The sequence below is a fragment of the Candidatus Pelagibacter sp. HIMB1611 genome, from assembly GCF_052047715.1.
In the GTDB taxonomy this organism is placed as follows: Bacteria; Pseudomonadota; Alphaproteobacteria; order Pelagibacterales; family Pelagibacteraceae; genus Pelagibacter.
The window spans coordinates 519386-534685 of the sequence record NZ_JBNAJM010000001.1; the positions used below are offsets into that span (position 1 = coordinate 519386).

Annotated in this window: 16 protein-coding genes and 2 tRNA genes; 3 read left to right on the forward strand and 15 right to left on the reverse strand. The window is 30.1% G+C overall.

Going from position 1 to position 15300, the window contains the following annotated elements:
• Positions 1 to 43: 43 nt before the first annotated feature.
• From ACTTAS_RS02915 to ACTTAS_RS02930, 4 genes are read right to left on the reverse strand one after another with little or no spacing between them, the layout of a single operon-like run.
• Positions 44 to 1201, reverse strand: coding sequence for an ATP-binding protein (locus tag ACTTAS_RS02915; protein ID WP_440678265.1), 1158 nt, complete (start codon positions 1199 to 1201; stop codon positions 44 to 46).
• Positions 1201 to 2406, reverse strand: a complete 1206-nt coding sequence (locus tag ACTTAS_RS02920) for a sugar phosphate nucleotidyltransferase (protein WP_440678266.1) — start codon at positions 2404 to 2406, stop codon at positions 1201 to 1203. Before ACTTAS_RS02920 ends, ACTTAS_RS02915 begins: the two co-directional genes overlap by 1 nt.
• On the reverse strand, positions 2406 to 4124 hold the full coding sequence (ilvD, locus tag ACTTAS_RS02925; protein WP_440618459.1) for a dihydroxy-acid dehydratase: 1719 nt from the start codon (positions 4122 to 4124) through the stop codon (positions 2406 to 2408). Before ilvD ends, ACTTAS_RS02920 begins: the two co-directional genes overlap by 1 nt.
• Entirely contained in the window at positions 4124 to 6751 is a 2628-nt protein-coding gene (locus ACTTAS_RS02930; protein ID WP_440678267.1) for a valine--tRNA ligase, read from the reverse strand. The genes ilvD and ACTTAS_RS02930 overlap by 1 nt, the downstream gene beginning before the upstream one ends.
• A 122-nt stretch (positions 6752 to 6873) precedes the next feature.
• On the opposite strand from ACTTAS_RS02930, the gene ACTTAS_RS02935 reads away from it, so the two are divergent.
• Both ACTTAS_RS02935 and ACTTAS_RS02940 read left to right on the forward strand, forming a co-directional pair.
• Positions 6874 to 6947 (forward strand) — tRNA-Cys (locus ACTTAS_RS02935).
• Positions 6948 to 6998: 51 nt separating this feature from the next.
• Positions 6999 to 7074: transfer RNA gene (locus ACTTAS_RS02940), tRNA-Asn, on the forward strand.
• A gap of 64 nt (positions 7075 to 7138) precedes the next feature.
• Here ACTTAS_RS02940 and ACTTAS_RS02945 read toward each other — a convergent pair.
• From ACTTAS_RS02945 to ACTTAS_RS02965, 5 genes are all read right to left on the reverse strand, one after another.
• Complete coding sequence (locus ACTTAS_RS02945; RefSeq protein WP_262589252.1) at positions 7139 to 7510, reverse strand: helix-turn-helix domain-containing protein; 372 nt, start codon at positions 7508 to 7510, stop codon at positions 7139 to 7141.
• A gap of 146 nt (positions 7511 to 7656) precedes the next feature.
• The gene (locus ACTTAS_RS02950; RefSeq protein WP_440678268.1) at positions 7657 to 8391 is read right to left on the reverse strand and encodes an amino acid ABC transporter ATP-binding protein; all 735 of its coding nucleotides are present in this window, start codon (positions 8389 to 8391) and stop codon (positions 7657 to 7659) included.
• A gap of 2 nt (positions 8392 to 8393) precedes the next feature.
• Positions 8394 to 9836, reverse strand: a complete 1443-nt coding sequence (locus ACTTAS_RS02955; protein ID WP_440678269.1) for an amino acid ABC transporter permease — start codon at positions 9834 to 9836, stop codon at positions 8394 to 8396.
• A complete protein-coding gene (locus ACTTAS_RS02960) occupies positions 9837 to 10988 on the reverse strand; it encodes an amino acid ABC transporter permease (RefSeq protein WP_440678270.1) in 1152 nt (383 codons plus the stop codon).
• A 63-nt stretch (positions 10989 to 11051) separates the two neighbouring features.
• Entirely contained in the window at positions 11052 to 12092 is a 1041-nt protein-coding gene (locus ACTTAS_RS02965; protein ID WP_075506690.1) for an amino acid ABC transporter substrate-binding protein, read from the reverse strand.
• 594 nt (positions 12093 to 12686) lie between these two features.
• Between ACTTAS_RS02965 and ACTTAS_RS02970 the strand changes: the two genes are divergently transcribed.
• Positions 12687 to 12917: a hypothetical protein gene (locus ACTTAS_RS02970; RefSeq protein WP_440678271.1), complete on the forward strand. Its 231-nt coding sequence runs from the start codon at positions 12687 to 12689 to the stop codon at positions 12915 to 12917.
• Positions 12918 to 12924: 7 nt separating this feature from the next.
• On the opposite strand, the gene ACTTAS_RS02975 is transcribed toward ACTTAS_RS02970, so the two are convergent.
• Genes ACTTAS_RS02975 through ACTTAS_RS03000 form a run of 6 tightly spaced genes read right to left on the reverse strand, consistent with a single transcriptional unit; the run spans position 12925 to position 15287 of the window.
• Positions 12925 to 13287: a hypothetical protein gene (locus ACTTAS_RS02975; protein WP_440651366.1), complete on the reverse strand. Its 363-nt coding sequence runs from the start codon at positions 13285 to 13287 to the stop codon at positions 12925 to 12927.
• Positions 13288 to 13602, reverse strand: coding sequence for a hypothetical protein (locus ACTTAS_RS02980; RefSeq protein WP_440651365.1), 315 nt, complete (start codon positions 13600 to 13602; stop codon positions 13288 to 13290).
• The gene (locus tag ACTTAS_RS02985) at positions 13599 to 13844 is read right to left on the reverse strand and encodes a hypothetical protein (protein ID WP_440651364.1); all 246 of its coding nucleotides are present in this window, start codon (positions 13842 to 13844) and stop codon (positions 13599 to 13601) included. The genes ACTTAS_RS02980 and ACTTAS_RS02985 overlap by 4 nt, the downstream gene beginning before the upstream one ends.
• 13 nt (positions 13845 to 13857) lie before the next feature.
• On the reverse strand, positions 13858 to 14208 hold the full coding sequence (locus tag ACTTAS_RS02990) for a hypothetical protein (protein ID WP_440678272.1): 351 nt from the start codon (positions 14206 to 14208) through the stop codon (positions 13858 to 13860).
• A 1-nt stretch (position 14209) separates the two neighbouring features.
• On the reverse strand, positions 14210 to 14674 hold the full coding sequence (locus ACTTAS_RS02995) for a hypothetical protein (RefSeq protein ID WP_440678273.1): 465 nt from the start codon (positions 14672 to 14674) through the stop codon (positions 14210 to 14212).
• 4 nt (positions 14675 to 14678) lie between these two features.
• Positions 14679 to 15287, reverse strand: a complete 609-nt coding sequence (locus ACTTAS_RS03000; protein WP_440678274.1) for a hypothetical protein — start codon at positions 15285 to 15287, stop codon at positions 14679 to 14681.
• Positions 15288 to 15300 lie beyond the last annotated feature (13 nt).

A 15300-nucleotide genomic window follows, 5' to 3' on the forward strand; every position in this document is an offset into this window, starting at 1 on the left:
GGAAGGTTAAACTTTTGTTACAACCACTAACTTTTTAGTTGTATTATAGTGAGTTGAATTTGATATCTATTGTTGTTCCTTGATTTTCTACACTATTAATATCCATTTCAGCTCTATGTTGCGAAACTAAATGTTTAACAATAGCTAAACCAAGCCCAGTTCCTCCAACACTACGACTTTTGCTAGGATCAACTGTAAAAAATCTCTCTGTGATTCTATGCAAAGATTCTTTTGGTATACCTATTCCCTGATCTGCTATTGAAACAATATTAAGTTCACCATCTTTTTTTGCTGAAATTGTAATTTCTTTATTTTTGTCACTATATTTAATTGAGTTATCAATAAGGTTTGTAAAAATTTCAATTAATTTATCTCTGTCACCAATTATTTTAAAATTTTCAATTTTATTAAATTCAATTTTAATATTATTTTTACTAATTATTTTTTCGTATGTTTTAATTACATAATCTAACAATTCTATTAAATCTATCTCATGAGTTGGCCTTATGTGCTCTTGCAGTTCTATTTTTGATAATGATAATAAATCTCTAATCAAATTTTCCATTCTTTCTGATTGAGATATCATTACTGGTAGCAAATTGTTTATTTCTGAATTTTTTTTTAATTTTGAATTGTCATCAAAGGTCTCAAGGCCCATTTTAATTGACTGTAATGGTGTTCTAAGTTCATGAGAAACATTAGCTACAAAATCTGATTTTAGCTGCTGGAATTTATGGAATTCAGTTAAATCTCTCATTAGCAGCACGCATGATTGTTCATCAAAAAAAATGTTATTGTGATCTAAATAAGCAGTGATATTTAATCTTTGAGTTGCTTGATTTCTGATTTCAATTTCAAAATCTGTAACATTTGTTCCTTGAAAAGCTTTATCAATAGAATTTAGAAGATCTGGATTACGTAAAAAGCCACTAATATTTTCATTTAGCTTTATTTGAAAAAGTTTATTTGAGGAAATGTTGCTAAAAATAATTTTTTTACTTTTATCTAATATGATTACTGCTTCTGGAATATAATTTAGTAAATCATACAAATTATTTCTGTAATCTTTGCTTTCAACAATTTTAACTGTTTCTTTTTCAGAGTTTTCTTCAGTATTAATTCCAAAAACTCTTTCTTTTTTTAAGAGAAAGAAAGTTAATAATCCAATTATTATTAATAAAATTATTGTTAACAAGTCCACTACTTTACTCTGCCATAAATATCTTGATATCTAACTATATCCGTTTCTTTCAATATTGATCCTACTTGGGCTTCCATAATTTTAACTGGTTTTTGTCCAGGATTTTGAACTCTATGAATGGCTTCTAATGGAATAAATATATGCTCTCCAGGTTTTTTAATAATCGTCTCTTTGTTTAGAGTTATTTTGGCATTCCCTTGGTTAACCAACCAATGTTCAGCACGGTGATGATGTTTTTGCAAACTTAGTATTCCTTTTGGTTTTACATAAAGTTCTTTAATTAAAAACTCTTTACCTTCAAATAGGTTTGTGTATCTACCCCATGGTCTGTAATAAACATTTTTCTTCTTAATGTATTTGTTTTTATTTTTGGCATACATTTTTAAAATTTCTTTCCAACTTCCAAGATCTGACCAAGGTATATCTAGTTTGATTGCATTAATTTCTTTAGTTTTTTCAAGAATTGCATAATCAAAAGATTTAGCAGTTGCTTTTATAAATGAGGCTTTATTTAAATGATAAGTATTTGATTTATATTTTGCCTTATTAACAGCCGTTACACAATTTCTGTATATTGTTGGGTTGTATTTTTTAAAGTTATTGATGATTGAATCTTTTCGAAGATAAAACATTCCTGAGTTCCAATATCCATTTTTTTTTATAATTTCTTTTGCTTTTGCTTCTTTAGGTTTTTCAATAAATCTTGTTACTTTATTAATATTTCCTTTAATTTTTTTAGTTAAGAAATAACCGTAATCACTTGTTGGCGATTTTGGTTTGATACCAAACACAAATATATTATTTTCATTAAGATTGGACTTATTTTTATTGATGGCCTTATTAAATATATTCATCTTCTCAATCAAATGATCGGATGTAAAAAACATTAGTGGCTGATTATCAGGAATATCTTTTATTAAAGCTGTGCTTAAAATAGCTGGAGCCGTATTTCTTTTAGCTGGTTCAATAACAATTTTATATTTACTGATTTTATTTTTTCTTAGATGTTGCTTAACTTTGCTTAGATATTTTTTGTTTGTGCTTATAATTGGTGCATCATAAATGGATGCTTTTGTTCTCTCTAAAGTTTTTCCAAGTAAAGTCCAATTACCAAAATCAATAAACTGTTTTGCTTGATGATTTTTAGAATTTGGCCAAAGACGGGTACCAGCACCGCCACATAAAATAACTGGTCTTATTTTCATTAAATCTCAGAATAGTCTTTAACTTCTTTTTTCTTACCAGGATGAGTTGGAGCACCTAAATATGCTGGTCCAACCGTTTGAGCATATTTCCACAAAGTACCTGATCCAAAATCAGATTTTTTAGCTTTCCATTTTCTTCTTCTTGAAGCTAATTCTTTTTTAGAAAGTCTTACATTGATAGTTCCTTTTTTTGCGTCAATATCAATGATATCTCCGTTCTTTAATAGGCCTATAGGACCCCCTAGAGCAGCCTCAGGGCCTACATGACCCACACAAAAGCCTCTTGTAGCACCAGAGAACCTTCCATCAGTTATAAGAGCTACTTTCTCCCCTTTTCCCTGACCATAAATTGCACCAGTTGTAGACAACATTTCTCTCATACCTGGACCTCCAACTGGTCCTTCATATCTAATAATAATTACGTCACCATCATTATACTTTCTGCTTTGCACAGCTTTCATAGCGCTTTCTTCATTATCAAAGCATCTTGCTTTTCCAGTAAATTGTAATTTTTTAAGTCCTGCAACTTTAACAATTGCTCCCTCTGGAGCTAAGTTACCTTTTAATCCAACAACACCACCTGTTGGGGATAACGGATCTTTATAAGATCTCATTACTTTTTGTTTAGGATTAAATTTAATATTTTTTAAATTTTCTTTCATGGTTTTACCTGTAACAGTCATACAATCTCCATGAATATATCCACCTTCATATAAAGTTTTTAAAAGCATTGGCACACCACCTGCTAACCACATATCTTTTGCAACATACTTTCCACCAGGTTTTAAATCTGCAAGATAAGGTGTTCTTTTAAATATTTTTGCAACATCCATTAAATCAAATTTAATTCCTGCTTCATTAGCAATAGCTGGTAAATGGAGACCTGCATTTGTAGATCCACCAGTTGCAGCAACAATAGTTGCAGCATTTTCTAAAGCTTTTCTTGTTACAATATCTCTTGGTTTAATTTTTTTCTGTAAAAGGTTCATAACCATTTTGCCACTTTCTTTTGCATACTTATCTCTTTCCTCATAAGGAGCAGGCGTTCCTGCTGAATAAGGTAATGCTAAACCAATTGCTTCGGACACACATGCCATTGTGTTAGCAGTAAACTGACCACCACAAGCACCCGCACTTGGACAAGCAACTAATTCTAATTTTCTAAGTTCCGCTGCTGACATTTGACCTGATGAGTGTTTTCCAACTGCTTCAAATACATCTACTACAGTTACATCTTTTCCTTTGTAAGTACCTGGAAGAATTGATCCTCCATAAATAAATACACTTGGTACATTAAGTCTAACCATTGACATCATTAAACCTGGTAATGATTTATCACAACCAGCAATACCAACTAATGCATCATAACAATGTCCTCTAACAGTAAGTTCAGCGGAGTCTGCAATAACTTCTCTTGAAATTAATGAAGATTTCATTCCTTCGTGACCCATTGCGATCCCATCAGTAACAGTAATTGTACAAAATTCTCTTGGTGTTCCACCATTTGCTCTAACGCCTTTTTTTACTGATTGTGCTTGTCTCATCAATGCAATGTTACAAGGCGCTGCTTCATTCCAAGTTGAAACAACTCCAACAAAGGGTTTTGCTACATCTTTTTCTGTTTCACCCATTGCATAGTAAAAAGATCTATGTGGTGCTCTATCTGGTCCTAATGATGTATGTCTACTTGGAAGTTTCTTTTTATTAAATTTTGCCATTATATACCCTTTATTGTTACTAATATTTTTTCAATATCATTCTTTAAGTTATTATAATTAGTTTTTTCTTGTTCAACAATCTCTTTTGGTGCACGATCTATAAAACTTTTATTCTCTAATCTTTGAGAAATTTTATTCATTTCTTGTTCTAATTTACTTTGTTTAGTTGTTAAGTTTTCTTTGATAAGTTTTAAATCCACATCTTTATTAAAATAAATTTTAAATAATTCACCTGAGACAACCATTGTTGCGGCAGGTTTTTCTAAATCATCATCAAGTATATTATTTATTCTTCCAAGTTTTTTTAAAATAACTTCATTTTTATTAATAAATTCTTTTTGATTGTCATTGATACCTTTAACTGAAATATCAATAAATGACCCTGGGCTAACATTTAGCTCATTTTTAAAAGATCTAAGCTCTGAAATTATATTGATGATATTTTCTACCTGCTCAGTACTATTATCTTTATTAACCTCTCCTGTTACCCAATTTTTATGCATCAAATAATCACTACCATTCTTATCAAATTGGTCTTTGAGCCATATTTCCTCTGTTACAAACGGAATAAACGGATGAAGTAAGATTAAAATTTGTTTGAATACGTAAGATGATACTTTTTTAACCTCAGCTTTTGCATCATTATCATCTGAAAAAAGAATAGTTTTAGATAGCTCCAGATACCAATCACAATATGAGTGCCAAGCAAACTGATAAGCATTTTTTGCGGCTTCATCAAATCTATAATCTTCAAGATTTTTTTGAATTTTATTTTTTGCTTCTATTAACTCTGAATATATCCACTTATTAATATTTACATTTAAATTTGGTAGCTGATCAATATCTTTAAAATCACATTCATTTGTTATTAAAAAATTATTGGCATTCCACAATTTATTTAAAAAATTTCTATAACCTTTAACTCTATCTTCAGATAATTTTACATCTGTTCCAGGTGATGCCATTGAAAGTAAAGTAAATCTTAACGCATCAGCACTATATTTTTCAATTAAATCTAATGGATCAATCACGTTTCCTTTTGATTTAGACATTTTCTGTCCTTTTTCATCTCTTACAAGCGCGTGAACATATATGTCTTTAAACGGTTCTTTATCTAAAAATTCTGTTCCAAACATAATCATTCTTGCAACCCAGAAAAAAATAATATCAAAACCGGTTACCAATACTGAAGTTGGATAAAATTTCTTTAAATAATCATCGTCTTCTGGCCACCCCAAAGTAGCAAAAGGCCATAAACCAGATGAAAACCAAGTATCCAAAACATCAGGATCTCTATTTAGCTCTACTTCTTTTTTGTAAAATTCTTTTGCTTGAGACTTTGCTTCTTCTTCATTTATAGCTACAAAAATTTTATTATCAGGTCCGTACCATGCTGGTATTTGATGTCCCCACCACAGTTGCCTTGAAATACACCAAGGTTCAATATTGTTCATCCATTGAAAATACGTTTTTGACCAATTTTCAGGAAAGAAATTTGTTTTTTTTGAATTAACAACTTCTTTAGCTTTAATAGATAATTTACCAGCATCAGCAAACCATTGTTCTGTAAGAAAAGGTTCAATTATAGAATTAGATCTATCTCCATAAGGAACTTTATTTTTAATATTTTCTTCTTTTACAAAAAATTCTTTTTCTTTCAGTTCTTTTAAAATTCTTTTTCTAGCTTCAAATCTATCAAAACCTACGTAATGCTTAGGAGCATTTTCATTTATTTTACCTTCCTCAGTAAAAATATTTATTATTTCTAGATTGTTTCTTTGACCGACATCATAATCATTAAAATCATGAGCAGGAGTAATTTTCAATGCTCCAGTGCCTTGTTCAGGATCAGCATAATCATCTTCTATAATTTTTATTTTTCTACCAACAATTGGAATAGTTACTGTTTTGCCGACAAATGATTTAAACCGATCATCTTTTGGATTAACAGCTATAGCAGTATCACCCAACATTGTTTCAGGTCTTGTGGTTGCTATAGTTATAAATTCACTAGTTCCATCTATAGGATACTTAATATAGTAAATTTTTGAATTTACCTCTCTTTGATCTACCTCTAAATCTGAAATAGCTGTTTTAAGTACCGTGTCCCAGTTTACTAATTTCTTATCTTTGTAAATTAAACCTTTATTGTAAAGTTCTACAAAAACTTTAATCACTGATTTAGATAAGTTTTCATCCATTGTGAAAGCATTTCTTGACCAGTCACAAGAACAACCAAGTTTTTTTAATTGATTAATTATTATGTCGCCATATTGCTCTTTCCATTCCCAAACCTTTTCAATAAACTTATCTCTACCAATCTCATTCTTATCTATCTTTTCAGAAGTGAGTTTTTTCTCTACTAAGGCTTGCGTTGCAATACCAGCGTGGTCAGTTCCTGGTTGCCATAAAGTTTCATAATTATTCATCCGATGATAACGAACTAATAAATCTTGAATAGAATTATTTAATGCGTGCCCCATATGAAGACTACCAGTTACATTTGGTGGAGGAATTACTATTGAAAATTTTTTAGAATTTTCTTTTGGTTTAAATAATTCGTTTTTTTCCCAATATGAATAAATCTTATTTTCAACTTCAGAATGGATATATTTATCGTTACTCATTGATTTTAAAGTTTATAATTTAATAATCCTATTTAACAATAATCAATTTGGAACGTTATTTAATAGACTAATATAAAATATTTAATATAAAAAGGCCTGAAGCTATTCGTCTAAAACAAGAAGGCAACGTGGCGGAATGGTTACGCAGAGGATTGCAAATCCTTGTATCCCGGTTCGATTCCGGGCGTTGCCTCCAAAAAAAAATGTTGTTTTAGTTTTAAAAAAAAGTAAGTTGTGATTTTTACATTCCTCGGTAGCTCAGTTGGTAGAGCAGTTGACTGTTAATCAATTGGTCGCAGGTTCGAGTCCTGCCCGAGGAGCCAAAAAAATTAATCTAGAATTATTAAGAGTAAACATTTAACCAAAGGGGTCCCATTTTGGTTACGATTAAACTGCTTTAGAAATATTTGATCCTGAAATTTGTAATGTTTTGTTAAATTTTAATTTTTGATCAGCATTAAGTTCTGAATAAACTTTTGCTAAAAAATTATAATTAACATTCATATGTCCTTCTTGGGATTTTTCTAAATTAACTAAATATTCTGAAAAATCTTCAAAGAAATAATTGATTGGCACTTTTAAATAATTTGAAAGTTGAAGTAGCCTAATGGAACTTACTCCATTAGTTCCTTTTTCATATTTTTGAATTTGTTGAAATGTTACGTTAATTGCTTTTGCTACTTTTGTTTGGGTTAAACCTAAAGCCAATCTTCTTAACTTAAGTTTGTTCCCTAAGTGTTTATTGAAATTATCTTCCATTAAGACCCCTCTTAATTAAATTTTAAAAGTCTATTGAACAAATTTATTTCAACTACTGCAATAGAAAAATTTATTTTTTTTATTAAAAAAACCAAAAAAACTAAAATCCTGTCAAGCAATTGTTAGTATTAGATTGAATATAAATTCTACAAGATTTGGCTTAAGAAGAGCTTAGTACGATCACTCTTTGGATTGGCAAAAAACTCTTTTGTGTCAGCTTTTTCTACTATCATACCCTCATCCATAAAGATCATTTTGTCTGCAACTTCTTTTGCAAAACCCATCTCATGTGTAACCACAATCATTGTCATACCTTGATTGGCTAAATCAACCATTACATCTAAAACTTCCTTAATCATTTCAGGGTCAAGGGCTGATGTTGGTTCATCAAACAACATAATCTTTGGTTCCATACATAGTGCTCTCGCGATTGCGACCCTTTGTTGCTGACCACCAGATAATTGACCTGGAAATTTCTGAGCTTGATCAAGTATTTGAACTCTTTCTAAATGTTTTAATGCTAATTCCTCTGCATCTTTTTTGGGCATTTTTTTTACCCAAATAGGAGCTAGTGTGCAGTTATCTACAATAGATAAATGTGGGAATAAGTTAAATTGCTGGAATACCATTCCAACTTCAGCTCTAATTTGCTCAATATTTTTTGTATCTTCAGTTAAAGTATTACCATCAACAATAATATCTCCTTGTTGGTGTTCTTCTAATCTGTTTATGCATCTAATTAATGTTGATTTACCAGAACCAGACGGTCCGCAAACAACTATTTTTTCTTTTGGTTTAACTTCTAAATTTATATCTTTTAGTACTTGGAAGTCACCAAACCATTTATTTACATTTTTAATTTGAATAATACTATCAGACATAATTATCGCTCTGTTTTATATTTTTGTTCTAAATTATAGCTATACTTACTCATTGCATAACAAATAATCCAGAAAATTATTGCTGCAAATACATAGCCTTCCATTGCAAATCCTAACCATTCTGGATTAGTTTTTGCTAAATTTAACATTCCAACTATTTCTAATAAACCAACTACAAATATCAAAGGTGTATCTTTAACTAACGCTAAGAAAGTATTAGCAATGCCAGGAATTACTAATTTAAGTGCTTGAGGTAAAATCACAAATATATGCATCTTCCAATATCCCATACCCAGTGATTTAGCAGCTTCGTATTGGCCTCTTGGTAAAGCTTGTAAGCCTCCTCTTATTACTTCTGCAACATATGCAGCTTCAAATAATGAAATTGCAATAATTGCTCTAACTAATTTATCTATGAAAAAATCTTCCGGTAAAAACATTGGAAACATTACAGCTGACATAAATAAAACTGTAATTAATGGTACCCCTCTCCAGAACTCAATAAATCCTACAGATATATATCTAATCAAAGGCAAATCAGATCTTCTTCCTAAGGCAAAAGCCATCCCTATAGGAAAACAGAAAATTAAACAGAAGAAAGAAATAATGAATGTTAGAGATAATCCTCCCCAAGCTCCAGTTTCAACCCAATTTAAACCTTCAAGTTTACCAAGTTCAATCAACTCTTCATAAAAAACAAAGTATTTAAGAACTATGTAAATTGTTAATGGTACAATTAAAAAATAATAAAATTTAAATCTACTAGGAATAAAAAATCCAAGAATAATTGAAATAACTGCAGCAATTATACCGTAAGAAAAATCAAAAAATACTGGACCACCTGATATAAAAAAGAAAATAAATAAGAATGCTATAAAAGGATAAATAACTACATAGTATAAAGTTAAATACTTTTTAAATTTCTCTGTAGCAAAGTAACCTACTGAACCAAGTAAAGCCAAAGAAATAAAAGATAAATTTATTCTCCATTGTTCAGCATTTGGATACATTCCATACATAAATCTATTAAACCAAACTTTAATATATGTCCAACATGCACCAGTTCCAGAACAAACATCCTTGCTATCTCCTACAAAACTAGCATCAACAAAAAACCAACTTAGAATTGGTGGTGTTGCTTTAATTATGACAAAAATAATCAATAATGAAAGAACAGCGTTAAAACCATTGGTATTAATATTTTTGTTTAGACTGTCTAAAAATTTATATCCACTATGTTCAATTCTAATAAAGTGAAGACCTATAAATCCAATCACTAAAGGTACAACAAAACTTAACAAAGTTGGTAGGAAACCTGTGATGTTAACATTAAAAAATGAATTCAAAAATACATCCAATACACTAATAAAAAATAACAAAGAACCTAAATACAAAAATGTATTCAAATTTTCTTTATCAGGTCTTAAAAAATTAATTTTTGACATTTATTTTTCCTTAATAGCAATTTTTTTATTATACCAATTCATTAATATAGAAATTGATATACTCAAACTTAAGTAAGTAAGCATAGTAATAGAAACAATCTCAATAGCTTTTCCTGTTTGCATTAGAGCTGTACCAGCAAATACTAAAACTAAATCTGGATAAGCAATAGCTGCTGCTAATGATGAATTTTTTGTTAAGTTCAAATATTGGTTAGTAGTTGGCGGGATAATAATTCTTAAAGCTTGAGGCATAACCACTAATTTTAAAACTTGATTTGGATTTAAACCGATAGATGCAGCGGCCTCTTTTTGTCCTTTTCCAACACCTTGAATTCCAGCTCTTACACATTCTGCAATAAAAGTTGCTGTATATAATGCTAAAGATAAAGTTAATGCAATTAATTCAGGAGGCAAACTTACACCACCTTCATAAATGAATGATGTAGTTGCAAGTTGTTTTAATTTTGGAATTTCAAAAGAAAGACTTACACCACCTATAACAAAACTTAATAAAGGTAATATAAAAATTAACCCTAAAGATATCCATAAAACTGGTAACTGTTTACCTTCATTTTGTTGAACCTTTCTTGCATGAATTCTTATAACTACAATTGCAATTATTGCTGCTATTATTGAATAAAAGAAAACATTAAAGTTTTCCCAAACAAAAGCTGGGACATACAGACCTTTAATAGTTAAAAAGAAAACACCAAACATTGCATCAGCATCTTGAGGCAAAGGCAAAGCTCTTAAAGCTGCAAAATACCAAAAAAATATCTGTAAAAGTAATGGAATATTTCTAAAAAATTCTACATAGAAAGCTGCAAATTTATTAATAAGATAATTTGGTGAAAGTCTTGCAACACCTACTATTACCCCAAGTATTGTTGCAAATATAATTCCAATAACAGAGACTAAAATTGTATTTAATAATCCAACTAAATAAGCTCTAAAATATGAATGAGATCCATCATATTCAATTAATGAAAACTGAACATCAAATGAAGATTCTTGAGATAAAAAACCATAACCAAAATCAATACCTCTATTTTCCATATTGACTTGGGCGTTGTAACTAAAGAAACCAAAAACTAGTATAACTGCTAAAACTGTAACTAACTGAGGAACTATTTTTTGTAATTTGAAGTTCATTTAAGAGCTTATAAAAAAAAGGGCTAGAAAAATCTAGCCCTTTTTAATTAGTTAAATATGCAATTATCTTGCAGGTGGTACGTAAAGAATTCCACCTTTAGTCCATAATTCATTCGGACCTCTGTCTGGTAAAATTCCAGTGTCAGCTATATTTCTTTTGTAGCTTTCACCATAGTTACCAACTTGCTTGATAATTCTTAAGCTCCACTCATTGTCTAGACCAAAAGCAGCACCTAATTCACCCTCAGCACCAACTAATCTTTTTACAGCTGGGTTATCTGAAGTTTTCATAGAATCTGCATTAGCTGAAGTAATTCCATACTCTTCAGCTTCGATCATAGCATTTAAAGACCATCTAACGATATCTTCCCATACTGAATCACCTTGTCTAACAACTGGTCCTAAAGGCTCTTTAGAAACAGTTTCAGGTAATACAATGTGATCATCTGGGTTAGTCATTTTAGTTCTTTGTGCAGCAAGACCTGATTTATCAGTAGTGTAAGTATCACATCTACCTGCATCATAAGCAGCTACGACTTCGTCAGCTTTTTCGAAAGCAACTGGCTCATAAGAAATTCCTTTAGAGTTAAAGAAGTCTCTCATGTTTAACTCAGTTGTTGTACCAATGTTTGTACAAGCTGAGATACCATCTTTGAATTGGCTTGTTGAAGTAATACCAGAACTTTTTCTAACCATGAAACCTTGACCGTCGTAGAAGTTTACTCCAACGAAAGTAAGTCCGATATCAGCATCTCTAGAAAGAGTCCAAGTTGTGTTTCTTGATAAGATATCAATTTCACCAGAAGTTAAAGCTGTAAATCTTTCTTTAGCACTTAATGGTGTAAACTTAACTTTGTTTGCATCACCTAGTACTGCAGCAGCTACAGCTCTACATACATCAACGTCGATACCAGTCCAATTTCCTGCTGCATCAGCATTAGAAAATCCTGGAAGACCTTGAGATACTCCACATCTTACAAAACCCTTCTTTTGAGTGTTTTTAAGTGTTTTAGATTTTTTAGCAGCCATAGTTTCTGTTGTAAAAGTAAACAACACTGCGACCATTGCTACTAAAGAAGTTAATTGTTTTAAGTATTTAAACATTATTCTTCCTTTTAGTTATTATTATTTGTTAACAAATAATTCAAAACTTAGTTTTGAATTCGCAGGATTAAAACATTTTAGAAAAACTACTTCAAGAGAAAATTATGGTCAAAAGACCAAGAAATGGCGCGCCCTGAAGGATTCGAACCTACGACCCTCGGTTTAGAAATTTGATGAGTGATCCTAAACCAAAGAACACGTTATTAATTTTGCTTTATTCTTTCTAAATAACTGACGAACTTAATGACAGTTAATAATAAAGTTATCCTATCAAATCATGGATTCTGCGTCCACTGTTTCGTCATACAGTCGTCAATCAACTACAACGAGTCTTTTGATATATCTTGTGTGTATAGGAATTATTCCGTCTATATCTTTGACGATATTGAATCCGAAAGTCGTCCTGCTGTTGCAGGACTAATGGATCCTAAACGATACCAAATTTTGAATCTTTTTCTAAGGTTAATATGGCTTTGTACAGGAAGGAGTCCCAACTGCTTTAGGTTTATACAAACGTTCACAAAGTTATTGCTGTTAAAAAGTTCTTCGTTTTAATTGTTAGTGCCAAAAAAAAATATTATAATTTTTTTTAAAATGAGAAAAAAAGAAACTAAAAAGGTTGAAAATAATAAAACTCCACTAGCAATTATTTTTGGAGCTATTGTGATAGCTTCAGCAATTTATATTTCAAATCCAAGTGAAGAACGAAAAGCTTACAATAGATGTTTAATAGATGAAGAATATTCTGAATGTTCATCAAGCGCTTGTAGAAAAATGATAAGAGAAGATTGCAAAGAAGCAATAGAATATTATCTCGATCGTTAATACATTTTTAATTCTCACACGGATACATGTCTTGCATTCCCCAAATATATAATAATGGTACTAACGCTTTATTAACGTCTTCACTAGTCTCACTTTTAATTCTATTAGCTTCAGTTTGAATCATCTCAACTGCATGTTCCATGCTAAATTTAATATCATCTGGAGGACAATAGAGCTGTTCATTTTCAGGTTTCTCAATGTACATGTATCTAGAATGAGATAGGTTGCCGTTTATAATTCCTCTCAAATACCATTTGGCACTTGTTTCATCTGATAATATTAGTTCTTTAAACTCACCATAAGTCATGAAACTGTGAGCGTTAGTAGTTAATGATATTATAGCTAGAAATGTTAATAATAATTTTTTCATTTATAAAAAATCTTGCATTATATTTTTTTCAACAGTCCAAATACTTTTAAAAGTGTAATTAAATATTCCTTCTGTGACTACCAAAGTTGCGTGGGTATCACAAAGTAATATGAAACCTTTTCCAACGCCAGAATGTGCTATTCCTCTTCCTCTTGTTGCTGCTCCTATTGGTGTTTTATCTACTGCATGCCAACTTCCACATCCACAGTTATATGTTTTATCTTTCATCAATGTGCTTAATGACTGATCAGGAGGAAATAATTCTTCACTAGCTAATTCGTTTTGCAATTCATTTAATGATTTGATTATTTTCATTTATTTTTTTTCTTCCACTTCTTAATATCTTTATCAATAGATTGCTGAATATCTATGTCTGCTCTACATTCATAATAAATATCACTCTGTTTAAATTTGTTTGATGTCATGCTCCTAGCTAAATCACCACAGTATTTGTGTTCTTTAGAATTAACAATCATATCTATCCATCCTCCATAATCTGAATAAGCACTCCCCCCAAACAACAAACTAAGAACCAGGATCGATAGGAGTTTTTTCATAGTTATACAATTTTTAAAATATATCACATTGATAATACCAAATTGCAGGACTTTTATCGTCTGGACCTTTAAATCCTTTTTCTACCATTTTACCATTTTTTTTATTAAAAATTGATTCAAAAATCCAACCCTCATCGTCTCGCCATATCAAAGTTATAGAATTATCTAATATTTTCGGATTTTCTTTTAATAAGTATTCAACACCATCAATAAAAAAATTGTTTTTTTTTAATTCATAAAAAAGTTTAGTATTTGATAATTTTTCAGTTTTTATCTCTTCTTGACATATAAAATTAAAATCATTTGCATAACCACTCCCACTCAACAACAAACTAAAAACCAGGATCGATAGAAGTTTTTTCATTTTATAGATCTTTGCCTCTTTCATTTAATCTTTTGTAGTACTCTCTTTGTCTCAATCTTTTTTCCTCTAATTGTGATTTAGTTAAATTAGCATAAATTTTTTTATCATAAGCAGATTTTTCTTCCTTACTCATATTATCTCTAATTTGTTTAGTAGAAGCTCTATTTCGTAGTGTTTCTAGATCAATTTTCTTCGATTTAAATTCTTCAATACTTTGCTGAGTAGAATGTTTAAATATTTTTTCTAAATTAATTCTTTTACCTACCTGATAAAATTTTAGACCAGGTCTATCTGTTTCTTTTCTTGTTAATAATGCATTTTTTTTATTAGGATTAAGTTTTCCCTCTCCTCTAAAATCTTTTTTTGTCCAAGTTGGATGTTTATCAATTATTTTTTGAATTTCTTCATTACTTCTAAGCACCCATTGATTTGTTCCTTTAGGATTTCTATTATAATTATCAGCCATTCTCTTAGTTTATCTCCACATGTTCTAACTCTAAAGCTTCAGGATGAAGTTTATTATAATATTTTTTTCCAAATTTTATTGAGCTTACCTGATCGTATTCAGGAGACTTAAATCTCTTCAGTATTTCTTCCCATGTTTCATTTTTATATACTTCGGTCCAAATATCTTTTGTCATTTCATTAAGTTTTTCTTTAAGATGTTTAATGTCTAGTTTGTCTTTTTCACTATAGTTAAATTGATCCAATAAATATATTACATCATTTGCTGCAATACTTGTGACTGACTCGAAGTTTAATAATAAACAGATTTTCTCTTTTTTAAAAAGTAATACATAGGCAGTGTTCCAACAAAAGTCCTCATTAATAAGATTTTCAAATTTAAAAAGTACATCAAACTTTTTATTCATGTTTTCAAAAAACTCACCTGAGGAGATTAAGTCCTTTAAATATAACTCAAATAAACCATCTTGATCATTTACGTCATTGTAATCCTTAATGCATGGAACAATGTAATCTTTAATAAAATGAGCCTGGACTTCTGCTTTAAAATTTTTCAATAATTCTAAAAATTTCTGTGGATCAAAATTTTCATAAGTGTGATCTATCTTTTTCATCTATAAATTAAAA